The organism is Pseudomonas sp. MF6767 (genome assembly GCF_016405475.1).
Classification (GTDB): domain Bacteria; phylum Pseudomonadota; class Gammaproteobacteria; order Pseudomonadales; family Pseudomonadaceae; genus Aquipseudomonas; species Aquipseudomonas paracarnis.
The window spans coordinates 162,677-185,509 of the sequence record NZ_JAEKCY010000001.1; the positions used below are offsets into that span (position 1 = coordinate 162,677).

22 protein-coding genes are annotated in these 22,833 nt (G+C 60.8%); 9 read left to right on the forward strand and 13 right to left on the reverse strand.

Features of this window, described 5'->3' with window-relative positions:
• Positions 1–32: 32 nt before the first annotated feature.
• Positions 33–2,216, forward strand: coding sequence for a YccS family putative transporter (yccS, locus tag JFT58_RS00720; protein ID WP_034128901.1), 2,184 nt, complete (start codon positions 33–35; stop codon positions 2,214–2,216).
• Between the two features lie 106 nt (positions 2,217–2,322).
• On the opposite strand, the gene JFT58_RS00725 is transcribed toward yccS, so the two are convergent.
• Positions 2,323–3,060, reverse strand: a complete 738-nt coding sequence (locus tag JFT58_RS00725; protein WP_054898183.1) for a substrate-binding periplasmic protein — start codon at positions 3,058–3,060, stop codon at positions 2,323–2,325.
• Between the two features lie 197 nt (positions 3,061–3,257).
• Between JFT58_RS00725 and JFT58_RS00730 the strand changes: the two genes are divergently transcribed.
• The gene (locus JFT58_RS00730) at positions 3,258–3,710 is read left to right on the forward strand and encodes a GNAT family N-acetyltransferase (RefSeq protein ID WP_054898182.1); all 453 of its coding nucleotides are present in this window, start codon (positions 3,258–3,260) and stop codon (positions 3,708–3,710) included.
• Positions 3,711–3,798: 88 nt separating this feature from the next.
• Here JFT58_RS00730 and JFT58_RS00735 read toward each other — a convergent pair whose 3' ends face one another.
• Genes JFT58_RS00735 through JFT58_RS00745 form a run of 3 tightly spaced genes read right to left on the reverse strand, consistent with a single transcriptional unit; the run spans position 3,799 to position 6,761 of the window.
• Complete coding sequence (locus tag JFT58_RS00735) at positions 3,799–4,095, reverse strand: winged helix-turn-helix domain-containing protein (RefSeq protein WP_014720272.1); 297 nt, start codon at positions 4,093–4,095, stop codon at positions 3,799–3,801.
• Positions 4,096–4,112: 17 nt separating this feature from the next.
• Positions 4,113–4,613, reverse strand: a complete 501-nt coding sequence (locus JFT58_RS00740) for a M48 metallopeptidase family protein (protein WP_034128904.1) — start codon at positions 4,611–4,613, stop codon at positions 4,113–4,115.
• A 42-nt stretch (positions 4,614–4,655) separates the two neighbouring features.
• Complete coding sequence (locus tag JFT58_RS00745; protein ID WP_054898181.1) at positions 4,656–6,761, reverse strand: putative bifunctional diguanylate cyclase/phosphodiesterase; 2,106 nt, start codon at positions 6,759–6,761, stop codon at positions 4,656–4,658.
• Between the two features lie 312 nt (positions 6,762–7,073).
• Between JFT58_RS00745 and JFT58_RS00750 the strand changes: the two genes are divergently transcribed.
• A complete protein-coding gene (locus JFT58_RS00750; protein WP_003194947.1) occupies positions 7,074–7,739 on the forward strand; it encodes a polysaccharide lyase family 7 protein in 666 nt (221 codons plus the stop codon).
• Positions 7,740–8,051: 312 nt separating this feature from the next.
• On the opposite strand, the gene fba is transcribed toward JFT58_RS00750, so the two are convergent.
• From fba to tkt, 6 genes are all read right to left on the reverse strand, one after another.
• A complete protein-coding gene (gene fba / locus JFT58_RS00755; protein ID WP_003177554.1) occupies positions 8,052–9,116 on the reverse strand; it encodes a class II fructose-bisphosphate aldolase in 1,065 nt (354 codons plus the stop codon).
• Positions 9,117–9,391: 275 nt separating this feature from the next.
• Complete coding sequence (locus JFT58_RS00760; RefSeq protein ID WP_054898180.1) at positions 9,392–9,724, reverse strand: MliC family protein; 333 nt, start codon at positions 9,722–9,724, stop codon at positions 9,392–9,394.
• Between the two features lie 60 nt (positions 9,725–9,784).
• Positions 9,785–10,012 (reverse strand): hypothetical protein, encoded by a 228-nt coding sequence (locus tag JFT58_RS00765; RefSeq protein ID WP_003194953.1) that lies wholly within the window; start codon positions 10,010–10,012, stop codon positions 9,785–9,787.
• Positions 10,013–10,043: 31 nt separating this feature from the next.
• Positions 10,044–11,207: a phosphoglycerate kinase gene (locus JFT58_RS00770; protein WP_054898179.1), complete on the reverse strand. Its 1,164-nt coding sequence runs from the start codon at positions 11,205–11,207 to the stop codon at positions 10,044–10,046.
• A gap of 17 nt (positions 11,208–11,224) precedes the next feature.
• The gene (gene epd / locus JFT58_RS00775) at positions 11,225–12,280 is read right to left on the reverse strand and encodes an erythrose-4-phosphate dehydrogenase (RefSeq protein WP_003194958.1); all 1,056 of its coding nucleotides are present in this window, start codon (positions 12,278–12,280) and stop codon (positions 11,225–11,227) included.
• A 138-nt stretch (positions 12,281–12,418) separates the two neighbouring features.
• The gene (gene tkt, locus JFT58_RS00780) at positions 12,419–14,416 is read right to left on the reverse strand and encodes a transketolase (protein ID WP_103299444.1); all 1,998 of its coding nucleotides are present in this window, start codon (positions 14,414–14,416) and stop codon (positions 12,419–12,421) included.
• A gap of 259 nt (positions 14,417–14,675) precedes the next feature.
• Between tkt and JFT58_RS00785 the strand changes: the two genes are divergently transcribed.
• From JFT58_RS00785 to JFT58_RS00805, 5 genes are all read left to right on the forward strand, one after another.
• A complete protein-coding gene (locus JFT58_RS00785; RefSeq protein ID WP_054899040.1) occupies positions 14,676–15,671 on the forward strand; it encodes an ArsR/SmtB family transcription factor in 996 nt (331 codons plus the stop codon).
• Between the two features lie 19 nt (positions 15,672–15,690).
• Positions 15,691–16,881 (forward strand): methionine adenosyltransferase, encoded by a 1,191-nt coding sequence (gene metK / locus JFT58_RS00790; RefSeq protein WP_003194964.1) that lies wholly within the window; start codon positions 15,691–15,693, stop codon positions 16,879–16,881.
• Positions 16,882–17,094: 213 nt separating this feature from the next.
• Positions 17,095–17,445, forward strand: coding sequence for a DUF1090 family protein (locus JFT58_RS00795; RefSeq protein WP_054899039.1), 351 nt, complete (start codon positions 17,095–17,097; stop codon positions 17,443–17,445).
• Between the two features lie 95 nt (positions 17,446–17,540).
• A complete protein-coding gene (gene ligB, locus JFT58_RS00800) occupies positions 17,541–19,205 on the forward strand; it encodes an NAD-dependent DNA ligase LigB (RefSeq protein ID WP_054899038.1) in 1,665 nt (554 codons plus the stop codon).
• Between the two features lie 36 nt (positions 19,206–19,241).
• Complete coding sequence (locus JFT58_RS00805; RefSeq protein WP_034129072.1) at positions 19,242–19,637, forward strand: DUF1090 domain-containing protein; 396 nt, start codon at positions 19,242–19,244, stop codon at positions 19,635–19,637.
• Positions 19,638–19,643: 6 nt separating this feature from the next.
• Here JFT58_RS00805 and JFT58_RS00810 read toward each other — a convergent pair whose 3' ends face one another.
• Positions 19,644–20,093: a c-type cytochrome gene (locus JFT58_RS00810; protein WP_034128909.1), complete on the reverse strand. Its 450-nt coding sequence runs from the start codon at positions 20,091–20,093 to the stop codon at positions 19,644–19,646.
• Between the two features lie 128 nt (positions 20,094–20,221).
• Here JFT58_RS00810 and mltA point away from each other — a divergent pair, with 128 nt between their 5' ends.
• Positions 20,222–21,415, forward strand: coding sequence for a murein transglycosylase A (mltA, locus tag JFT58_RS00815; RefSeq protein ID WP_034128910.1), 1,194 nt, complete (start codon positions 20,222–20,224; stop codon positions 21,413–21,415).
• Positions 21,416–21,539: 124 nt separating this feature from the next.
• Here the strand turns inward: mltA and JFT58_RS00820 are convergent, their stop codons facing one another.
• Positions 21,540–21,926, reverse strand: a complete 387-nt coding sequence (locus tag JFT58_RS00820) for an MAPEG family protein (RefSeq protein ID WP_034128911.1) — start codon at positions 21,924–21,926, stop codon at positions 21,540–21,542.
• Positions 21,927–21,955: 29 nt separating this feature from the next.
• Complete coding sequence (locus tag JFT58_RS00825) at positions 21,956–22,789, reverse strand: EamA family transporter (RefSeq protein WP_054899037.1); 834 nt, start codon at positions 22,787–22,789, stop codon at positions 21,956–21,958.
• Positions 22,790–22,833: the final 44 nt, after the last annotated feature.

The following is a 22,833-nucleotide window of genomic DNA, read 5'->3' on the forward strand; positions in this document are numbered from 1 at the left end:
TAGCGACAACGTCCCGGAAGACTCCAGACTTCATGTCATCGACCTCGTTCAAGCAGTCCATGCGGCGCCTGTGGGCGCTGGATAAATTCAGCTACAGCGTACGGGTGTTCATCGCCCTCACCGGCAGCATGGCGTTGTGTTGGTACCAGGATGAAATGACGCTGCTGATCCCGCTCTTCCTGGGGATTATCGCCAGCGCCCTGGCCGAGACGGATGACAGCTGGCAAGGCCGCCTCAACGCGCTGGCGGTGACACTGGTGTGTTTCAGCATTGCCGCGCTGTCGGTGGAGCTGCTGTTCCCTTACCCCTGGATATTTGCCATCGCCCTGGCCCTGGCCAGTTTCGGCCTGACCATGCTCGGCGCACTGGGCGAACGCTATGGCGCGATTGCTTCGGCCACCTTGATTCTGTCGGTCTACACCATGATCGGCGTGGACCAGCGCGGTGGCGCCGTCACGGATTTCTGGCATGAGCCGCTGCTGCTGGTGGCCGGTGCCGCCTGGTACGGTGTGTTGTCCGTACTGTGGCAGGCGCTGTTTTCCAACCAGCCGGTACAGCAGAGCCTGGCGCGATTGTTCCGCGAGCTGGGGCGTTACCTCAAGCTCAAGTCATCGTTGTTCGAACCGATCCGGCAGCTGGACGTGGAAGCGCGGCGCCTGGAATTGGCCCAGCAAAATGGCCGGGTAGTGGCTGCGCTGAATGCCGCGAAGGAAATCATCCTGCACCGCGTCGGCAATGGGCGACCGGGGTCGAAGGTCAGCCGCTACCTGAAACTGTACTTCCTGGCCCAGGACATCCACGAGCGCGCCAGTTCCTCCCACTACCCCTACAACGCCCTCACTGAAGCCTTCTTCCATAGCGATGTGCTGTTTCGCTGCCAGCGCTTGCTGCGCCAGCAAGGCAAGGCCTGCCAGACCCTGGCCGAGTCGATCCAACTGCGCCAACCGTTCATCTATGACGACAGTTTTGCCCAGGCCCTGGGCGACCTCAACGCGTCCCTGGAGCACCTGCGCATCCAGAGCAACCCGGCCTGGCGCGGCCTGCTGCGTTCATTGCGCGCCTTGGCGGCCAACCTGTCCACACTCGACCGCCTGCTGGGCGACGCCAGCAATCCCGATGCCCTGGCGGACGCCACCGACAGCAACCTGTTGGACCGCGCCCCGCGCAACCTCAAGGAAATGTGGACGCGCCTGCGCACCCAACTCACACCCACCTCGCTGCTGTTTCGCCATGCCCTGCGCCTGTCCCTGGCGTTGACCGTCGGCTACGCCACCCTGCACGCTATCCACGCGTCCCAGGGTTACTGGATCATCCTCACCACCCTGTTCGTCTGCCAACCGAGCTACGGCGCCACCCGGCGCAAGCTCGGCCAGCGGATTATCGGCACCGCCATCGGCCTCACCGTGGCCTGGGCGCTGTTCGATCTGTTCCCCAACCCGGTGGTGCAGTCGATGTTCGCTATCGCCGCGGGCCTGGTGTTCTTTATCAACCGCACCACCCGCTACACCCTGGCGACGGCGGCGATCACCCTGATGGTGCTGTTCTGCTTCAACCAGGTGGGTGATGGCTACGGGCTGTTCCTGCCACGCCTGTTCGATACCTTGCTCGGCAGCCTGATCGCTGGCCTGGCGGTATTCCTGTTCCTGCCGGACTGGCAAGGCCGGCGCTTGAACAAAGTGCTGGCCAACACCCTGACCTGCAACAGCATCTACCTGCGCCAGATCATGCAGCAATACGCCGCCGGCAAGAGCGACGACCTGGCTTACCGCCTGGCCCGCCGCAACGCGCACAACGCCGACGCCGCGTTGTCCACCACCCTGGCCAATATGCTGATGGAGCCGGGGCACTTTCGTAAGGAAGCCGACGTGGGTTTTCGGTTCCTGGTGCTGTCTCACACCTTGCTCAGCTATTTGTCGGGGTTGGGTGCGCACCGCGATACTCAGTTACCGGCCGACGTGCGCGAGCACTTGATCGAAGGCGCGGGCAACAGCCTGGCGGCGAGTATCGATGAGATTGCTACGGGCCTGGCCAACAAACAGTCGATTGCGATCCAGAGTGATGCCGAGGAGGGGTTGGCAGCCGAGCTGGAGCAAATGCCCGATGAGATCGATGAGGCGCAGCGGTTGGTGCAGACGCAGTTGGCGTTGATCTGCCGGCAGTTGGGGCCGTTGCGTACGTTGGCGGCGCATCTGATCAAGGATACCGGTGCGGCTTAGACCGCTATCGCAGGCAAGCCAGTTCCCACATTTGACCGAGTTCCAACATAAGAATGCGGGCAAAATGTGGGAGCCCGGCTTGCCCGCGATGAGGCCCGCAAGCACGCTACATCCCATGCGCCTTCATCAAGCGCGCATAACTGCCATCAGCCTTCATCCTGGCAATCTCCCGATCAAAGCTGGCGACAATCTGCGCGTGCTCGGGGTTCTTCAAACTGACCAGAATGTGCAGGCTGTTCTCGCTCAACGGCTTGCCCACAAACGCCACCGCATTGCGCACCCGCGGCGACTCCCGAGCCAGGTAATAACGCGCTACGTATTCGTCCTCCAGCGTCAACCGCACACGCCGCGCAGCGAGCATGCGCACCGCCATGGCGAAGTTGTGCACGGGTACTTTCTGTAGCTGGGAGTCTTGATCGAACGCCGCCGAGTAAGCGTAACCGCGTACCACGGCGATGGTCTCGTCGCGCAGTCGGGCCAGGCTGTGATAAACAATGTCATCGTCGCTGCGCTTGAGAAAGCGCACACGGTTAAGCAGGTACTCAGCAGAAAACTGGCCAAACTGCGTGCGGGCCTCGTCGTACCAGGCGTTGATCAGCACATCGTAGCGCCCATCGCCCACGCCCTTGAGCGCACGGGCCCAGGGCACCTGCTCAAAGTCACTGGCGTACCCCGCACGGGCCAGGGCCGTGCTGACGATATCCGTGGCCAAACCGCCATTGATCAAGGTGGCATCGGTGAAGGGCGGCCAGCCATCCGCCACCAGACGCAGACGCTGTGCCAGCACCGGCTGGGCCAGCAGCAGCACTGCGATCAAAGCAACGGCACGAGTCAATCTCGGCATGCTCAAAGTCCTTGGCGGGCAGGCGGTGGCCTGATAACAGTAGCTCATCAATGAGCCTGCATTGCAGATTACACAAAGCAGCCAGCAGCGCACGCACTCAATGATGGCAAATTGACGCCATTCACACATTTGCCAATTTTAGACAGCAGCGCCCGCCGCGCTTACTATCCAGGCACGTCTTTACAAGAGCACACATCATGACGGTTGATTGGATTTGCAAACATCACGACGACTTGGGCAAGGACCAGCTGTATGCCGTCCTGCGCTTGCGCAGCGAGGTATTCGTCGTCGAGCAGAAATGCGCGTATCAGGACATCGACGGGCAGGACCTGGCGGGTGACACCCATCACCTGATGGCCTGGCAAGATAATGAGCTATTGGCTTACCTGCGCCTGCTGGACCCGGAGTCCCAGGGCGGCGATGTGGTGATTGGTCGCGTCATCGTTTCGCCAGCGGCACGGGGCACCGGGCTGGGGCATCACATGATGGAGGAGGCGCTTGAGCGCATTGAGGATATCTGGCCGCAAACGCCGATTTTTCTCTCGGCCCAGGCGCATTTGCAGGGGTATTACGGGCGATATGGGTTTGTGGTGGCGGGTGAGGAATACCTGGAAGATGATATTCCACATATTGGTATGCGGCGCATCTGAGAGCGCCATCGCAGGCAAGCCAGCTCCCACATTGGACTGTGGGAGCCGGGCTTGCCCGCGATAGCGTCAGTCCTGCCTAAGCCGACCTTCAGGGATAGCCCAACACCTGCTTGATCGACGCCAGATTAGCCTCGATCCACCCCCGATCAATCGCCCCCCAGTCCCGAATCCGATAGCGCCCGGCATGGTGACGCGCACCGTCCTCCTGCTCGAACTCACACACAATATCCAGGTCGGCCAACGCCGCAATGGTGTCCTGGGCGGTACGCCGAGGCATACCGGTGGCCTCGGTCAGCGCCGGGACGCTGCTGGCCAGTTGGCTGTCGATCAAGTACGCCACGTACAGGCGGCGGTAGAAGCTGCTTTTGGTCTTGCTCACATCCATGGTCAGTCGCCTTGGGGTTAGGGCTTACCCTGCAAATCGCGCCAGGTGAGGTACACACGCAGGTCGAATTCCACCTGATGGTAGCCCGGCATCATGTATTGGCAGAGTTTATAGAACGCCTTGTTGTGGTCCGATTCCTTGAAGTGCGCCAGCTCGTGCACCACGATCATGCGCAGAAACTCCGGGGCCGCCTCCTTGAACAGCGAAGCGATGCGGATCTCTTTCTTGGATTTGAGATTACCGCCCTGCACCCGGGAAATCGTGGTGTGTAAACCCAAGGCACGATGGGTCAGGTCCAGGCGGTTGTCGAACAGCACTTTGTCGATAGACGGCGCGTTGCGCAGGTGCTCCTGCTTCAAGGCCAGGGCATAGGCGTACAGGGCCTTGTCGCTCTGCACCGCATGGCGTTCGGGGTAACGCTGGTCCAGGTAAGCCCCCAACTGGTCCTTGGCGATCAGTTGGCGCACTTGCTCCTGGAGCGCGGCGGGGTATGCCTGGAGGTATTTCAACGCGGTCATGGGCTCTGCAACGCAATTGGGACGGGCGCCAGTGTAGCGAATTCAAAGCGCGCGAGGGTACGACCAGCCGGCAACGTCCTCGGCCATCAACGGCAGCGCAGCCCACGGCCCCTGGATATGGGCGCAGCCATTGGCCTTGAGCCACTGGGTTTGCTCAAGGGTCTCCACGCCTTCGGCGATCACCAGCACACCAAAATGCTCACACAGTTGGATGATGCTGCGCGCCATCGCCGCATCCCGCACCGAGCCAGGCAGGCGGGCCACCAGTTGAGGGTCGAGCTTGAGGGTGTCGAACGCCAAGTCGCGCAAATGGGCCAGGGAGCACTGGCCGCAGCCAAAATCGTCCAGGGCAATCCGCACCCCTATCCGGCGCAGTAACTGGAGTTGCTTGGTGGACTCGGCGAGATTGCTCATCAAGCAGTCTTCGCCGATTTCCACCTCCAGTTGTCGCGCCTGTAACCCATGTCGCTCCAGCATCTGCTGCAGTTGGTTGGCCAGGTTGGGCATGTTGAACTGGCTGCTGCTCAGGCTCACGCTCAACACCAGTTCGGGGTCGAAGGTGGCTTGCCAGGCCTGGCGCTGGGCGGCGACTTGCTGGTAGATCCAGGCACTCAACTGGTTGATCAACCGCGCCTCTTCCAGCAGTGGCAAGAACAGGCCCGGCGGCACATCGCCGACGCTGGGATGCTGCCAGCGCAACAGCGCTTCGACGCCGCGCAAACGCCCGTCTTCCAGAGAGACCTGAGGCTGGTACACCAAGGTGAAATCCTTGTTGGCGATGGCGGTACGTACACTGTCTTCCAGCATCAACCGCGAGCGGGCGCGGCCGTTCATTTCCTGGTCGTAGTAACGATACTGCTGACGGCCGGCGCGCTTGGCTTCGTACATGGCAATGTCCGCGGCCCGTAGCAGGCCGCTCAAGTCCGAGCCGCAATCCGGGAACGTCGCGATGCCAATACTGACCCCAAGCATCACCTCCAGACCATCGACCTGCTGGCACACCGATACCCGCTCGATGAGCTTTTCCGCGATCTTCGCGGCCTGCTCGGGAAACTCCAGCTCCAGCAACGCGGTGAATTCATCCCCACCCATGCGCCCGAGAATGTCGTAGGAACGCAGGCATGCTTGCATCTGCTCCGAAACCCAACGCAGCACGCGATCCCCGGCGTCATGGCCCAACGTATCGTTGACCCGCTTGAAGCCATCCAGGTCCAGGTACAGCAATACCAGCGCCTGCTCGCTACGTTCGCTGCGCAGCAACGTATTCTCCATCGCCTGATGGAAACCGCGCCGGTTCAGCAGCCCGGTCAGCGGGTCGGTCACGGCCTGGAATTCCAGTTGCTGATGCAGGTGACGCACTTCAGACATGTCCAGCACCGTCACCACCATTGCCTTCTGCTCCGCAGGCAAAGGCGCGCAGGACAACGCTACCGGCACTTGCTGGCCCCGACCGGTGCGCAAAATGGCATCGTGTTGGCGCCACGTCTCGCCCCGGCGATATGCCTCGTACATGGGAAAGCCCAACCAGGCTGGCACATGGGGCTTTTGCAGGAAACTGAGGAAACTTTCGCCCTGCAACTCAGCCATCGTTGCATTCAACAGCCGGGAAATGGCCGGGTTGGCATACTCGATCACACTGTTTTCGCTCACCACCAGAATGCCCTCGGCGGCGTTATCCAGCACCGAGGCATTAAAAGCGCGGGCCAATTCCAGGTCATGGCTCAGGCGCTGCAAGGCACGGCGATTGCGCTGGTGCTCGAGCAAGGCCTGCACCTTGGGCTTGAGGATGTGCGGGTCAAAGGGCTTGAACAGGTAGTCGATCGCACCACTGGCGTAGCCTTCCAGCACCGCGTCGGGCGAATGGGCGGTGGCCGTCAGAAAGATAATCGGCGTCATGCGCGTACGCTGGCTGCCACGCATCAGGCGCGCCACCTCGAAACCGTCCATGCCCGGCATGCGCACGTCCAGCAGCACCAGGTCGACCTCGTGGGCCAGCAGTAACTCCAAGGCTTCCAGGCCAGACGCGGCGGTTATCACCCGCCAGTCGTCACGCTGCAACAGCGCACGCATGCTGACGAGGTTTTCCGGGTAGTCATCGACCACCAACAGAACCGAAATTGCATCGTCGTGTTGTGGAGCGCCATCCATGCTACGTCTCTTCCTTAGGGAGCTGCACCGGTCACTTTTGCTACCAAGGCCGGATAAACACTGAGGGCTCACTCTAGCCGCGCGGCCAAAAAAGCAGAAGTGACGTGGGTGCCCTCATTGTGCCAAAGGCCAGGAAGCCGACTAACGGTAAGGCCCTGTAGCCCGCGGTTCACGGGCGACATGGCTTTTTGACATTTAGCTGACGCCAATAAATTGCCAGCAATTGTTTAACAATCTCACCAGCACGGCCTATAAAGAACCTGGAAGGCCCTTTGGGCCAATGCCTACACCCTCTGTAAAAAGGCCAACACCATGATCGACCTTTCCACCTGGAACCTGAGCATTCCGGTCGGCTCCCCACCCACGACCATTGAAACGCCAAGGCTGCTGAGCGGCTTCAACGATCAATACTTCCAGGCCGAAGGCAGCGACGTGCAGTTCTGGACACCTGTGACGGGCTCGCGCACCGAAAACGCCATCTACCCACGCAGCGAACTGCGCGAAACCTACGCCGACGGCCGCCTGCGTAACTGGACCTACCCCGAGGCCGACAACTTCCTGCGCGCCACCCTCACCGTCAACCAGGTGCCCTCCTCCGGCAAGATCGTGATCGGCCAGATCCATGCCTACGACAGCCAGAAACCGCTGATCAAGCTGGAGTACCAATTCAAGGAGAAAACCCAGACCGGCAACATCGTCGCCAAAGTGCGCATGCGCCCGGACGAGGCCGAAAGCCAGGTGATCATCGTCGCCTCCAATGTGCCACTGCAGAAGAGCTTCACCTACGTGATCAACCTCAACAAAGCCGGGCTGCTGAGCGTGTATGCCGCTGACAGTGAGTGGAATGAACGGATTGGCGCGGCATGGGGTGACAAGCCGCTGTACTTCAAGGCGGGGGTGTATGTGCAGGACAATACGGGCGACACCAATGAGGGTGCGCGGGTGACGTTTGCGAAATTGGATATTGATCACGAGTGAATCGTCCCGTGAGACACAGGATTTTTCCCCGATAAACCCAAAGTCTTAAACACACCGTTGCACCCTGTGGGAGCCGGGCTTGCCCGCGATGGCGGCGTATCAGCCAATATCCTCGGCGCCTGACACACTGCCATCGCGGGCAAGCCCGGCTCCCACATTGACCGTGCGTCGGCTCAAGGTCCGGTGTGGGCGCTACAGCACCGTTGCGACAAGCCAAAGAACGCCGTGGTTTCGGCGCTTCATCTGCAAGTTGATTAAATGGTGTCCATAAAAAAGCCCGCATCGCTGCGGGCTTTTATTAACACTTGAGGCTTAGTTCACCTTAGCGTTCAACTCACCTTTCAAATACCGCTGGTACATCGCTTCCAACGAGATCGGCTTGATCTTCGAAGCATTACCCGCAGTACCAAAGGCTTCATAACGCGCAATACACACATCACGCATCGCCGTCACAGTGGCGCCGAAGAATTTACGTGGGTCGAACTCGCTCGGGTTGGTGGCCATCAGGCGACGCATCGCACCGGTGGATGCCAGGCGCAGGTCGGTGTCGATGTTGACCTTGCGCACGCCGTACTTGATGCCTTCGACGATTTCTTCAACCGGTACGCCGTAGGTTTCTTTGATGTCGCCGCCGTACTGGTTGATGATCGCCAGCCACTCTTGCGGTACCGAGGAAGAACCGTGCATCACCAGGTGGGTGTTGGGGATGCGCTTGTGGATTTCCTTGATGCGGTCGATGGCCAACACGTCGCCGGTAGGTGGCTTGGTGAACTTGTAGGCGCCGTGGCTGGTGCCGATGGCGATGGCCAGGGCGTCGACCTGGGTCTTCTTGACGAAATCGGCGGCTTCTTCCGGGTCGGTCAGCATCTGGCTGTGATCCAGCACGCCTTCGGCGCCGATGCCATCCTCTTCGCCGGCCATGCCGGTTTCAAGCGAACCCAGGCAGCCCAGCTCGCCTTCAACCGAAACGCCGCAGGCGTGGGCCATGGCCACGGTTTGTTGGGTGACGCGTACGTTGTACTCGTAGTCGGTTGGGGTTTTGCCGTCTTCACCGAGGGAGCCGTCCATCATCACCGAGCTGAAGCCCAGTTGGATCGAGCGCTGGCACACGTCAGGGCTGGTACCGTGGTCCTGGTGCATGCACACCGGGATGTGCGGGAATTCTTCGATGGCAGCAAGGATCAGGTGACGCAGGAACGGGGCGCCAGCGTATTTGCGCGCACCGGCCGAAGCCTGGACGATCACAGGGGAGTCGGTCTTGTCAGCGGCCTCCATGATGGCGCGCATCTGCTCAAGGTTGTTGACGTTAAAGGCTGGGACGCCGTAGCCGAACTCGGCTGCGTGGTCCAGCATTTGACGCATGCTGATAAGTGCCATTGTGTTGTCTCTCCCGGTCGAGGGTCGTTAATCGTGCAAGCCTGCCGTAGCGGCGGCTGCTATTCAAGTTATTGCAGATCAAGGGGTTGAGCTTGAGCTGCTGAATCGTTATTGCTGGTGTGGCTTAGCGCTAGTGCCACTGTGAAGCAGGTCAATGTGGGAGCTGGCTTGCCTGCGATGGCGGAGAACCAGTCGATATTGGCTTTGCTGACCCACCGCAATCGCAGGCAAGCCAGCTCCCACATTTTGATCTCATTGGACTTCAGATCGTATTCTCAGTTGGCTTTGCAGCCGCGCCCAATCAAATCATCCGTCGCTACCCAGTAAACCAGGCCTTCCTCACCTTTGGTGTGAAACGCCAACTGGCCGTCGCTGTACAGCACGCCCGAAGCGGCTACCTCTTGCTTGAGCCGATAAACCTGGTCCGAACCGCCGAGGCGAACATCCACTTCGGAGCGGGCCTGGTTGGCAAAGCGCCAGTTGACCTCGGCTTTGCTGTCGCAGGTCCAGGTGGTCCATTTGTCGGCTGGCTCTGCCTTGTCGAACAGGTTCATGCTGCTGCAGCCGGCCAACAGGGCCAGGGCTGCCAGGGCGAAAACGCCTTTCATTGCCAATCCTCGCAGGGCGACCTGGGGCCACCGTTGCTATCGGTTAGTGGATCAGACCCGTCATGGGCAACCCTGTTCCTGACCGTTGGGCGCGGAGTCGTATTTCTCCAGCCGTTCGTTGCCGATGCGCTTGTTGATCACCGGCATGGTCTCGGCTTGCCAGTCAGCCTGGTAACAGCTTTTTCTCAACGGTGCCTTGGCGTTATCCGCCTCCGGCGCCGCGCTGGGTGTGCTGCCGCAGCCGGCCAACAGGCCCGCTGCGATCACCAGTGCCAACGACTTGATCATGGGAACGCTCCTTTTCCTGATCACGCGAGCCTTAACCTTTGGCTCGGGTTTCCAGCACTTCCACGGCTGGCAACACCTTGCCCTCGACGAACTCGAGGAAAGCGCCGCCACCGGTAGAAATGTAGGAGATCTGATCAGCCACACCATATTTATCGATAGCCGCCAGGGTATCGCCACCGCCAGCGATGGAGAACGCCGAGCTTTCAGCGATCGCTTTAGCCAGCACTTTGGTGCCGTTGCCAAATTGCTCGAACTCGAATACGCCCACCGGGCCATTCCACAGGATAGTCTGGGATGCCTTGAGCAGCTCGGCGAAGTTGGCCGCCGTTTGTGGGCCGATGTCCAGGATCATGTCGTCGTCGGCCACGTCAGCGATAAGCTTGACGGTCGCCGCGGCGCTTTCCGCGAATTCCTTGGCAACCACCACGTCCACCGGCAACGGTACGCTGACCTTTGCGGCGATGGCGCGGGCGGTGTCGAGCAGGTCTGGCTCGTACAGGGACTTGCCCACCGGGTGGCCGGCAGCGGCCAGGAAGGTATTGGCAATGCCGCCGCCGACGATCAGTTGGTTGCAGATCTGGCTCAGGCTGTTGAGCACGTCCAGTTTGGTGGATACCTTGGAGCCGGCAACAATGGCCGCCATCGGTTGGGCCGGAGCGCCCAGGGCCTTGCCCAGCGCATCCAGCTCGGCAGCCAACAACGGGCCCGCCGCGGCGACCTTGGCGAACTTGGCCACGCCGTGGGTCGAACCTTCGGCGCGGTGGGCGGTGCCGAACGCGTCCATCACAAACACGTCGCACAGGGCGGCGTATTGCTGGGCCAGTTCGTCGCTGTTCTTTTTCTCGCCCTTGTTGAAGCGCACGTTTTCGAACAACACGATATCGCCGGCTTTCACGTCCACGCCGCCCAGGTAGTCTGCAACCAATGGCACGTCACGGCCCAGGGCCTTGCTCAGGTACTCGGCGACCGGCTTGAGGCTGTTTTCGGCGGAGAACTCACCTTCGGTCGGGCGACCCAGGTGGGAGCAGACCATCACGGCCGCGCCTTTTTCCAGGGCCAGCTTGATGGTCGGCAGCGAGGCCAGGATTCGCGCATCGCTGGTGACAACACCGTCCTTGACGGGGACGTTGAGGTCTTCGCGGATCAGTACGCGCTTACCTTGCAGATCGAGGTCGGTCATCTTCAACACGGTCATGGGTCGCAGTTCCTGAATTACTGTTGAGGTTGTTTAGAAGCGATGTGCAGATAGTGTTCGGCAACATCCAGCATGCGGTTGGCAAAGCCCCATTCGTTGTCGAACCAGGCCAGGATGTTCACCAGCCTGGGGCCGGAAACGCGGGTCTGGCTGGCATCGACAATCGCCGAATGCGGGTCATGGTTGAAATCGCAACTGGCGTGGGGCAACTCGGTGTAGGCCAACAGACCTTTGAGCGGGCCGCTGGTGGCGGCGTCGCGCAGGATTCGGTTGACCTCGGCCGCGTCAGTGTCACTGACGGTTTGCATGGTGATATCCAGGCAAGACACATTCACCGTCGGCACCCGTACGGCTTTGGCCTGGATTCGCCCGGCAAGTTCCGGCAGCAGTCGCTCGATGCCGCGCGCCAGGCCGGTGGACACCGGAATCACTGACTGAAACGCCGAACGCGTGCGGCGCAGGTCTTCGTGGTGATAGGCGTCGATGACCGGCTGGTCGTTCATCGCCGAGTGAATCGTGGTGATCGACACGTAATCCAGGCCGATCGCCTGGTCCAGCAGGCGTAACAACGGCACGCTGCAGTTGGTGGTACACGACGCGTTGGACACCAGCAGCTCATCGCCGGTCAGGCAATCCTGGTTGATGCCGTAGACGATGGTGGCGTCGACATCCGCCTCGCTGGCCATCGGCTGGGAAAACAGCACACGCGGTGCGCCGGCGTCGAGAAAACGCTGGCCATCGGCACGGGTGTGATAGACACCGGAGCATTCCAGCACCAGGTCGACGCCCAGTGCTTTCCAGTCGATGCCTTCGGGGGTGGCACTGCGCAACACTTGCACGCAGTTGCCATTGATATGCAGACAATCGCCTTCAACCCGCACTTCGCCAGGGAAGCGGCCGTGGGTGGAGTCAAAGCGTGTCAGGTATTCGATGCTGGCCATGTCGGCCAAATCATTGATCGCGACAATTTCAAACCCGGCCGCCGCCCCTCGCTCGAACAGAGCACGCAAGACGCAACGACCAATGCGGCCGTAGCCGTTGAGTGCAACTTTGTAGGGACGCGGTTGGGGCATGGGGTTCTCGATCAAGGTTAGTTCAGTGATGAATGTACTGGCGCCATCGCGGGCAAGCCCGCTCCCACAGTGGACCGTGATCCAAATGTGGGAGCGGGCTTGCCCGCGATGGCGCCAGTACAGACAACGCAGACTGACTTAGTCTTCCAGCAACTCTTCAGCCTGACCCAGGATGTTTTCCAGGGTGAAACCGAACTCTTCGAACAACGCTGGCGCCGGCGCCGACTCACCGTAGGTGGTCATGCCGATCACACGGCCTTCCAGGCCCACGTACTTGTACCAGTAGTCGGCGTGAGCCGCCTCGATGGCGATACGCGCACTGACCTGCAACGGCAACACCGATTGCTTGTAGCCGGCGTCCTGGGCTTCGAACACGCTGGTGCACGGCATGGACACAACGCGAACGTTGCGGCCTTGCTCGGTCAGCTTGTCGTACGCCTGAACGGTCAGGCCCACTTCGGAACCGGTGGAGATCAGGATCAGCTCCGGCTCGCCGATGCAGTCCTTGAGCACATAACCGCCACGGCTGATGTCGGCGATCTGCGCGTCGGTACGCACCTGGTGCTGCAGGTTCTGACGCGAGAAGATCAGCGCCGAAGGGCCGTCCTTGCGCTCGATGGCGTGCTTCCAGGCCACGGCGGATTCCACGGCGTCGGCTGGGCGCCAGCAATCCAGGTTCGGCGTGGTGCGCAGGCTGGTCAATTGCTCGACCGGCTGGTGCGTCGGGCCGTCTTCGCCCAGGCCGATGGAGTCGTGGGTGTAGACGTGGATCACGCGCTTCTTCATCAGCGCCGCCATACGTACGGCGTTACGTGCGTATTCCATGAACATCAGGAAGGTTGCGCCGTATGGCACCAGGCCGCCGTGCAAGGACACGCCGTTCATGATGGCGCTCATGCCGAACTCGCGCACGCCGTAGTACATGTAGTTGCCGCTGGCGTCTTCGGCCGAGACACCTTTGCAACCCTTCCACAGGGTCAGGTTGGAACCGGCCAGGTCAGCCGAACCGCCGAGGAACTCAGGCAGCAACGGGCCAAAGGCGTTCAGGGTGTTCTGGCTGGCTTTACGGCTGGCGATGGTCTCGCCCTTGGCCGCGACTTCAGCGATGTAGGCCGAGGCCTTTTCCGAGAAGTCGGCAGGCAGGTCACCGGCCAGGCGGCGTACCAGCTCGTTGGCCAATTCAGGGAATTCGGCGGAGTACGCAGCGAAACGCTGGTCCCACTCGGATTCAGCCGCCAGGCCTTTTTCCTTGGCATCCCATTCGGCGTAGATGTCGGCCGGGATTTCGAACGGGCCGTGGTTCCACTTCAGCGCTTCGCGGGTCAGGGCGATTTCCGCGTCACCCAGCGGGGCGCCGTGGCAATCTTCTTTACCTTGCTTGTTCGGCGAGCCGAAACCGATGGTGGTCTTGCAGCAGATCAGGGTTGGCTGCGCGCTCTTGCGAGCGGTGTCGATGGCGATCTTGATTTCGTCCGGATCGTGGCCGTCGACGTTGCGGATCACCTGCCAGTTGTAGGCTTCGAAACGCTTTGGCGTGTCGTCGGTGAACCAGCCTTCGACTTCACCGTCGATGGAGATGCCGTTGTCATCGTAGAAGGCAATCAGCTTGCCCAGGCCCAGGGTACCGGCCAGGGAAGCGACTTCGTGGGAGATGCCTTCCATCATGCAGCCATCACCCAGGAATACGTAGGTGTGGTGGTCAACGATGTCGTGGCCGGGGCGGTTGAACTGCGCGCCCAGGACTTTTTCCGCCAGGGCGAAACCAACCGCATTGGCCAGGCCTTGGCCCAGGGGACCGGTGGTGGTCTCGACGCCCGGGGTGTAGCCGAATTCCGGGTGGCCCGGGGTGCGGCTGTGCAGCTGACGGAAGCTCTTGAGGTCGTCGATGGTGACATCGTAGCCGGTCAGGTGCAGCAGCGAATAAATCAGCATCGAGCCGTGGCCGTTGGACAGCACGAAGCGGTCACGGTCGGCGAACGACGGGTTGCTCGGGTTGTGTTTCAGGTAGTCACGCCAAAGTACCTCGGCGATATCCGCCATGCCCATCGGGGCACCGGGATGGCCGCTGTTGGCTTTTTGCACGGCATCCATGCTGAGGGCACGAATGGCGTTGGCACGCTCACGACGGCTGGGCATCGCTGATCTCCTGGAGTTTGCTGAAAAGAAACGGAAAAAAGGACCGGCATTTTCCCTCAGCCACCGCCTGCGGGCAATGACAGATAGTCACTTGAGGGCGTTTTTCCTGTGCTTTGGGCATCAATCCCTTGCAGAAACCTTTAACCGGTTCGTCTTAAGGTTATAGCGACGGCTTATAACCGCCACTTATCGTTCAATATCAAAACTTTTTGATATTGGCCTTGCGAGGATCTACACCCGTCACTAGACTGCTGGCCTTATGAACCTACCCGTGCCCTCCCTGCGTCCTGACGACGGCGATGAACTGGCTGCCTTGTGCAAGGCCGCTGGCGATCCGTTGCGCTTGAACGTACTGCGCGCACTGGCCAACGATTCTTTCGGAGTACTGGAGCTGGCGCAGATCTTCGCCATCGGCCAGTCCGGCATGAGCCACCATTTGAAGGTGCTGGCCCAGGCCGACCTGGTGGCCACCCGTCGCGAAGGTAATGCGATTTTCTACCGGCGTGCACTGCCCCATACCGAACTGCTTGGCGGCAAATTACACGCTGCCCTGCTCGAAGAAGTGGATAACTTGTGCCTGCCCGGCGATGTGCAATCGCGTATCGGCCAGGTGCACGGGCAACGCGCCGCCGCCAGCCAGGATTTTTTCTCACGGGTGGCCGATAAGTTTCGCGCCCAGCAGGATCTGATCGCCGGCTTGGCACAGTACCGCGAAAGCGTACTGGCGCTGCTGGACAAGCTGAGCTTCAGTGAAGAGGCCACGGCCTTGGAAGTCGGCCCTGGCGACGGCGGTTTCCTGCCCGAACTGGCGCGCCGCTTCGAGCAGGTGACCGCGCTGGATAACAGCCCGGCGATGCTTGAACTGGCGCGCCAACTCTGTGAGCGCGAAGCCTTGGGAAATGTGCGCCTGCAGTTGGCCGACGCCCTGAGTGACACCGGCCTGCGAGCCGATTGCGTGGTGCTGAACATGGTCTTGCACCATTTCGCCGCACCGGCAGAAGCTCTCAAGCAAATGGCCGGGTTGCTGCACCCCGGCGGTAGCCTCCTGGTTACGGATTTATGCAGCCACAACCAGAATTGGGCCAAGGAGGCCTGCGGTGATCTCTGGCTGGGTTTTGAACAGGACGATCTGGCCCGTTGGGCCACCGCTGCGGGACTCGTTCCCGGGGAAAGCCTCTATGTAGGTTTACGTAATGGTTTCCAGATTCAGGTCCGCCATTTTCAGCGACCGGCTGGCGACACTCACCATCGGTAAATATCAGGAAAACATCGAGATGAGCGAATACTCCCTTTTCACCTCCGAGTCCGTGTCTGAAGGGCATCCGGACAAAATCGCCGACCAGATTTCTGACGCGGTGCTGGACGCTATCATCGCTGAAGACAAGTTCGCCCGTGTGGCGTGCGAGACGCTGGTGAAAACGGGCGTGGCGATCATCGCCGGCGAAGTTACCACCACTGCCTGGGTCGACCTGGAGCAGATCGTGCGTGACGTGATCACCGACATTGGCTACAACAGCTCCGACGTCGGCTTTGACGGCGCAACCTGCGGCGTGATGAACATCATCGGCAAGCAGTCCCCGGACATCAACCAGGGCGTTGACCGGGCCAAGCCTGAAGACCAGGGCGCCGGCGACCAGGGCCTGATGTTCGGCTACGCCAGCAACGAAACCGACGTACTGATGCCCGCGCCGATCACCTTCTCGCACCAGCTGGTACAACGCCAGGCCGAGGCGCGTAAATCCGGCGTACTGCCATGGCTGCGCCCTGACGCCAAGTCCCAGGTGACCTGCCGCTACGAAGGCGGCAAAGTCGTGGGCATCGACGCCGTCGTACTGTCGACCCAGCACAACCCGGACGTGTCCTACGCCGACCTGCGTGAAGGCGTGATGGAACTGATCGTCAAGCATGTGTTGCCTGCCGAACTGCTGACCAAGGACACCCAGTTCCACATCAACCCGACCGGCCAGTTCATCATCGGTGGCCCCGTGGGCGACTGCGGCCTGACCGGCCGCAAGATCATCGTCGACAGCTACGGCGGCATGGCCCGTCACGGCGGTGGTGCATTCTCCGGCAAGGACCCTTCCAAGGTTGACCGCTCTGCGGCTTACGCCGGTCGTTATGTGGCCAAGAACATCGTGGCTGCCGGCCTGGCCGAGCGCTGCGAAATCCAGGTTTCCTACGCCATTGGCGTGGCCCAGCCTACGTCGATCTCGCTGAACACCTTCGGCACCGGCAAGATCAGCGATGACAAGATCGTCAAGCTGGTGCGTGAGATCTTCGACCTGCGCCCTTACGCAATCACCACCATGCTCGACCTGCTGCACCCGATGTACCAGGAAACCGCAGCCTACGGCCACTTCGGCCGCACCCCTGCGCAGAAGACTGTAGGTGATGACACCTTCAGCACCTTCACGTGGGAAAAAACCGACCGCGCCAACGACCTGCGTACCGCCGCCGGCCTGTAATCGTTCGCGGTAAATAGAGCCCCGCCAGGTCTGCCCGGCGGGGCTTTTTGTTGCCTGCTGGGCCACTTCGGGCTTTTTTGGATCCAAGGCTTGCAGGCAAAATGATGGCCTACTAGAATCCGCGCCCTCTCGGGGCCCTTCACCTTATTTGGATATTGCACTGCGCCCGCCCGGGATGGATAAGCGCGCAGGCAATCGAACATTGAGGTTTTCATGCGCATTTCCACGCTCGCCCCTGCCGCCCTTCTGCTCAGCCTGTTCACCCTGTCGGCCCAGGCCGCTGACCTGAACGCTCTGAGCGGCGCCCTGAGTGCCCAGCTCGGTGGCGGCAACGCCGGCGACTGCCAACAGCAACCCAAAGACCTGCAAGCCAAGATCGACGCGGCCAATGCCAATAACGATCTGTTGAAAGTGCGGGCATATGAGGCTGCGCTGGAGCAGGTCAACAAAGCTTGCAACAAACTCGCCGACAGCCAGGCAAAAGTCGACGCCAAGCAGCAAAAACAGCAGGCCAAGGCGGAAAACAATGAGGCTGTGAAGGCCTTGGGCGGCCTGTTCAAGTAAACAGAAATACCCGGTAAAAAGCCCCGCTCGGTCGGGGCTTTTTTGTGGGCGCGTGGATCACTTAGGCTGGGCGCCCTTTTCGAGCAAGGATGCTCATGATGCACGTATTACTGGCTGCTCTCATAAGCGCCCTGCCAGCCTGGGCCTGGGCCGAAACCTGCCCCGATGACGTTCACTCACAGCTGGAAACCCTGTCCAGGCAAATCCAGCAGTGGGACGACAGCTACCATCGACAGGGCCAAGCCTTGGTCAGCGATGAGCTCTACGACCAGGCCCGCAGACGCCTGGCGCATTGGCAGGAATGCACTCGCGAGCAGACACCCAAGCCTGATAACCCGCTGGCCAGTGCGCGCGGTACCTTACCTCACCCGGTCGCACACACTGGCCTGCAAAAGCTGCCGAGCGAGTCGACCGTCAGTGACTGGCTCAACACTCGACGGGATGTCTGGGTTCAACCCAAGGTCGATGGCGTTGCGGTGACACTGGTGTATCGCCAGGGCCGCTTGCATCAGCTCATCAGTCGGGGCGACGGCCTGCTGGGCCACGATTGGTCAGCCTCCGCCGCCAAGATCCCCGGCATTGTCCAACAGTTGCCCGACGCCGTTGATGTGGTGCTGCAAGGCGAACTCTATTGGCGCCTCAACCACCATGTGCAATCGCTCAAGGGCGGGCTCAATGCACGCAGCAAAGTGGCTGGCCTGATGAGCCGTCGTCGGTTGAGCGATGCCGAGGCTGCCGGGATCGGCCTGTTCGTCTGGGCGTGGCCAGACGGCCCGACGGATTTCACCGAACACCTGGCCACCTTGGCGCGCTGGGGCTTCACCGATAGCCAACAGTACAGCCAACCCGTCAGCACCATCAGCGAAGCTGCGCATTGGCGCACGCATTGGTACAACGCGCCATTACCCTTCGCCAGCGACGGCGTGGTGCTGCACCAGGCTGCGCGAGCGCCCGCCGAGCGCTGGCAAGCCAGCGCGCCCTACTGGTCGGTTGCCTGGAAGTACCCGGCTATCAAGGCACTGGCCCTGGTGCGCAAGGTCGAGTTCAGGGTGGGACGTACCGGGCGTATTACACCTATCCTCGAATTGGAGCCCGTACGGCTGGATGATCGGCAGATCAGCCGAGTGAGCGTCGGCTCCCTGAAACGCTGGCAAGCCCTGGATATCCGCCCTGGCGATCATGTGTCGATCAGCCTGGCGGGCCAGGTCATACCGCGACTGGACGAGGTGATCCTGCGCAACGAGACACGCGTGGACGTGCAGGTACCCAACGCTCAAGACTTCCACGCCTTGAGCTGCTGGCAACTGGACCCTGGCTGCGAAGACCAACTGCTCGCCCGCCTCACCTGGCTGAGCGGTAAACACGGCCTGGCCTTGCCCCACATGGGGCGCGAAACCTGGAACGTATTGATCCAGGCCGGTCTAATCGCAGGCTTTCTCGATTGGTTGACACTTGATGCGGCCGAGCTTGCTACCATTGAGGGCTTAGGCGAGCGTACCCGTGCGCGGGTGCTCGACAGTATTCAAAGCGCCCGGCAACGCCCTTTTTCACTATGGCTCAAGGCCTTAGGCGTGCCGCCGGCGGCGCGCAACAACCTGGAAGGAGACTGGCAGACGCTGGTCGCCAAAGACACTCAAGCCTGGCTGGCCTCAGATGGCATCGGCCCGGGACGCGCGGCGCAACTCAGCGCTTTTTTTCGCGACCCGCAGGTACAAGCCTTGGCTGAAACATTACGCGGAGCCGGGATAGATGGGTTTTGATCCCTCCGCCACCTGATTGCGAACCTGGAGTCTTATATGAAATTTCTCGCCCCCTTTGCCTTGCTGACCTTCGCGAGCTTCATGGCCACGCCGCTGTTGGCCGCCGAAGACGCACAACCCCTCACCGGCTGCGCCGCCAAGCGCCAGGCCATCAGCAGCCAGATCGAACAAGCCAAGGCCCACGGCAACAGCGCGCAACAGGCTGGCCTGGAAAAAGCCCTGGCCGAAGTTACCGCCCACTGCACCGATGCAGGCTTGAAGAAAGAACGTGAAAACAAGGTGCTCGACGCCAAGCACGAAGTCAGCCGCCGTCAGGCCGACCTCGACAAGGCCATGAAAAAAGGCGACCCGGACAAGATCAACAAGCGTAAGGAGAAGCTGGCCGACTCGCGTAAAGAGCTGCAGGACGCCGTGGAAGAACTCGACCAGTAAAACCGATCAATGATCGCGGAACTGTTTATGGCAGGCGCTGCAGGCATCTTCAACTTTTTGCACCGCAGGTTGAAGGCTACTGGCTTTATAAGGTTGCACCTGGCTGGCGATCACCAATTCACCGGTGGCCGCCTCAAGTTCGCGGGCCAGTTGCTGGAACTGCGCCTGTTTTTGCCACACATCATCTTTGGCACTGGTGTGGTCTTCTTCGCGTACGCTCGGGAAATGTTTCCACGGTTCATGGGACAACGCATCCAGCTTGACCGCACCCTCGGCGAACTTGGCGCCATCAAATGGGATACGTCCGCGCAGCATGCCGCCCAGGTCTTCACCGGTCTTGAGCATCTGCTTGAAGATCGCCTTGCGCTGGCCCAGGGGGGAATTGGGATCAACACCGCCACAGGCAGACAAAGCCAGGCAGGCCAGCAATACAACGGTCAGTTTTTTTAACATCATCATGGCTTCAAGGTCACGGGAAACGGCGGCCAGTATCCTCGCACCGCCCACAAAGACCAATAGCCCTATTAATAATAAGGTTGCCCGGATGCAGTGAAGCGCGGGCAATCGTTTCAGGAATTGCTTGCATGAATGTCACCTTCAAACCCTGGGGCCGCCGCCTGGCTTGGGCTCTGCCAATGTTCGCGCTACTGGCCGGCTGCGATGCCGGTAAAGACACCGATAAAGAAGTTGCCCAGGAGCCAACCAAACCTCACGCCGTTGCCACCTATGTGAGCGCACCGTGGGAAGCCCTGCCGAGCGTTTCCGACAGCGACTTGCTCGCCGGGTTTGAATCCTGGCGCAGCGCCTGCCAGCGCCTCAAGGCCGACCCGATCTGGGGCCCAACCTGCGCGACAGCGGCCAGCGTACCGGGCGATGCCGTAGCGGTTCGTAGCTTTCTCAAGGAACACCTGGATGTCTTCGGCCTGCGTTCGGCCAACAACACGCCAAACGGCTTGATCACGGGTTATTACGAGCCGGTCTACCCCGGCAGCCTGACCAAGACCGCCACCGCCCATGTGCCGGTATACGGCGTGCCGGACGACCTGATTGTCGTCAACCTCGAAAGCATCTATCCGGAGCTCAAGGGCAAGCGCCTGCGCGGGCGCCTGGAAGGCCGTGTGCTCAAGCCGTATGACGACGCCAGCACTCTCAACAGCCAAGGCTCCACCGCCAAGCCGATCGCCTGGCTGACCGACCCGATGGACCTGCAGTTCCTGCAAATCCAGGGCTCGGGGCGTATTCAACTGGCCGGCGGGCGTCAACTGCGTGTGGGTTACGGCGACCAGAACGGCTACCCGTACCGCCCTATTGGCCGTTGGCTGGTGGAACAAGGCGAACTGAAAAAAGAAGACGTGACCATGGGCGCCATCAGCGCCTGGGCCAAGGCCCACCCGCAGCGCATTCCAGAACTGCTGGCGAGCAACCCCAGCTACGTATTCTTCAGTGCCCGCCCCGACAGCAACGAAGGCCCACGCGGTTCGCTGAACGTGCCATTGACCGCCGGCTACAGCGTGGCAGTGGATCGCAAGGTAATTCCGCTGGGCAGCCTGTTGTGGTTGTCGACCACCAAACCAGACGGCACGCCACTGGCACGCCCTGTCGCCGCGCAGGATACCGGCGGCGCAATCACCGGAGAAGTGCGCGCAGATCTGTTCTGGGGCACAGGCAATGCCGCAGGCGAGTTGGCGGGGAATATGAAACAGCAAGGGCAGATCTGGATGCTGTGGCCCAAAGGCGCGGCGTTGCCCCAGGTGCCGGATGCGCCTGCCGGAACCTGACAATCACTGGCGCTTTTTTTAGGAGCGAGCTTGCTCGCGAAAAACGCACAGGCGCCGCGCTTACTCAGGAAGCACGCGTTATCGTTGACGTTCTTCGCGAGCAAGCTCGCTCCTACAACACCCCTTACATCGAAACGAAGAAGAAACTCGCAATCAACGCCATACCCACGGCCCACACCAGCGAACGCAAGATCGCCCAGTCCGCCAGGTAGCAAATGATGTACAGCAGGCGGCTGGTGATAAACAGCACTGCCAGCACGTTGATCGTCACCAGTTCGGCGTTGCCGGCCAGGTGCGCAATGATGACTGCAGCGGCAAACGCCGGGGTCACTTCGAAACTGTTGAGTTGCGCGCTATGAGCACGCTTGGCGACGCCTTCCAGGCTATCGAGGAAGGCACGCGGGTCGTGGTTATCCCGTGGCCCGAACTTGCCTGTGCTGAACTTGGCCACACCAGTGCAAATGTACGGCAGAAAGATTGCGATCAATACACACCATAAAGCGACTGTCATCACCGATTCCTTTTAGTTTTATCCGACGGTTAGAGTTTCATCACCAACATGCCAATCAACACCAACCCACAGGCTATGAGCCGTGGACGGCCAAAAGGTTCTTTCAAGTAACGCATGCCGAACAGCACCACCAGAATCACACTGACTTCGCGCAGCGCGGCGGCTTCGGCAATCGAGCCCAACTGCATGGCCCAAAGTACCAAAGCGTAGCTCAACAACACGCACAGCCCCACGCTCAAGCCCAACCGCCACTGGGTGCGCCAGAACAGGCTGAAGGCCGCACGCTTGCGCACCAGCGCCAGCAACGGAAACGGCCAGGCGCTGATCAGCGTCAGCCACACCAGATAATCCAGCGGATGCGACCAGCGCCGCAGCGCCTGCCCGTCCAGAAAGGTGTAGCAGCCGATGCACAGACCAATCAATACCACCACCGGTAGCATCGACCAGGGCAACCGGTCACCGCCGCCGCCCTGCCACAGCAGGCACACCATGCCGAACGGAATCAGCAGAATCCCCAGAATCTGCTGGGTATTCAATACTTCGCCGGCAAACACCAGGGTCAGCACCAGCACCACCAGCGGCGACAAACCGCGCATCAACGGATACACCAGGCCCAGGTCACCCACCCGATAGGCCTGGATCAACAAATAGCGATAGAGCAACTCAAACAACGCAGAAGCAATGATCCACGGCCAGATGTCCAGCGGCGGCCAGGACACGAAGCCCACCGCGAATACCACGAACAGCAGCGCCACACTGTCCATGCAGGCAATGACTAAAAGGCGCTCGCCGCTGAACTTGATCAAGGTGTTCCACGTCGCATGCAACAGCGCCGCTACCAGCACCAGGGCTGTCGCTACCACCAGAACCTCCTTAATTGATACGTCATGTAACAGCACCTGTTTAT

Bases quoted from the DNA above. Each gene is read 5' to 3' on its own strand.
- yccS (WP_034128901.1), top strand. From the start codon at position 33: ATGTCATCGACCTCGTTCAAGCAGTCCATGCGGCGCCTGTGGGCGCTG.
- JFT58_RS00725 (WP_054898183.1), bottom strand. From the start codon at position 3,060: ATGCCGAGATTGACTCGTGCCGTTGCTTTGATCGCAGTGCTGCTGCTG.
- JFT58_RS00730 (WP_054898182.1), top strand. From the start codon at position 3,258: ATGACGGTTGATTGGATTTGCAAACATCACGACGACTTGGGCAAGGAC.
- JFT58_RS00735 (WP_014720272.1), bottom strand. From the start codon at position 4,095: ATGGATGTGAGCAAGACCAAAAGCAGCTTCTACCGCCGCCTGTACGTG.
- JFT58_RS00740 (WP_034128904.1), bottom strand. From the start codon at position 4,613: ATGACCGCGTTGAAATACCTCCAGGCATACCCCGCCGCGCTCCAGGAG.
- JFT58_RS00745 (WP_054898181.1), bottom strand. From the start codon at position 6,761: ATGGATGGCGCTCCACAACACGACGATGCAATTTCGGTTCTGTTGGTG.
- JFT58_RS00750 (WP_003194947.1), top strand. From the start codon at position 7,074: ATGATCGACCTTTCCACCTGGAACCTGAGCATTCCGGTCGGCTCCCCA.
- fba (WP_003177554.1), bottom strand. From the start codon at position 9,116: ATGGCACTTATCAGCATGCGTCAAATGCTGGACCACGCAGCCGAGTTC.
- JFT58_RS00760 (WP_054898180.1), bottom strand. From the start codon at position 9,724: ATGAAAGGCGTTTTCGCCCTGGCAGCCCTGGCCCTGTTGGCCGGCTGC.
- JFT58_RS00765 (WP_003194953.1), bottom strand. From the start codon at position 10,012: ATGATCAAGTCGTTGGCACTGGTGATCGCAGCGGGCCTGTTGGCCGGC.
- JFT58_RS00770 (WP_054898179.1), bottom strand. From the start codon at position 11,207: ATGACCGTGTTGAAGATGACCGACCTCGATCTGCAAGGTAAGCGCGTA.
- epd (WP_003194958.1), bottom strand. From the start codon at position 12,280: ATGCCCCAACCGCGTCCCTACAAAGTTGCACTCAACGGCTACGGCCGC.
- tkt (WP_103299444.1), bottom strand. From the start codon at position 14,416: ATGCCCAGCCGTCGTGAGCGTGCCAACGCCATTCGTGCCCTCAGCATG.
- JFT58_RS00785 (WP_054899040.1), top strand. From the start codon at position 14,676: ATGAACCTACCCGTGCCCTCCCTGCGTCCTGACGACGGCGATGAACTG.
- metK (WP_003194964.1), top strand. From the start codon at position 15,691: ATGAGCGAATACTCCCTTTTCACCTCCGAGTCCGTGTCTGAAGGGCAT.
- JFT58_RS00795 (WP_054899039.1), top strand. From the start codon at position 17,095: ATGCGCATTTCCACGCTCGCCCCTGCCGCCCTTCTGCTCAGCCTGTTC.
- ligB (WP_054899038.1), top strand. From the start codon at position 17,541: ATGATGCACGTATTACTGGCTGCTCTCATAAGCGCCCTGCCAGCCTGG.
- JFT58_RS00805 (WP_034129072.1), top strand. From the start codon at position 19,242: ATGAAATTTCTCGCCCCCTTTGCCTTGCTGACCTTCGCGAGCTTCATG.
- JFT58_RS00810 (WP_034128909.1), bottom strand. From the start codon at position 20,093: ATGATGTTAAAAAAACTGACCGTTGTATTGCTGGCCTGCCTGGCTTTG.
- mltA (WP_034128910.1), top strand. From the start codon at position 20,222: ATGAATGTCACCTTCAAACCCTGGGGCCGCCGCCTGGCTTGGGCTCTG.
- JFT58_RS00820 (WP_034128911.1), bottom strand. From the start codon at position 21,926: ATGACAGTCGCTTTATGGTGTGTATTGATCGCAATCTTTCTGCCGTAC.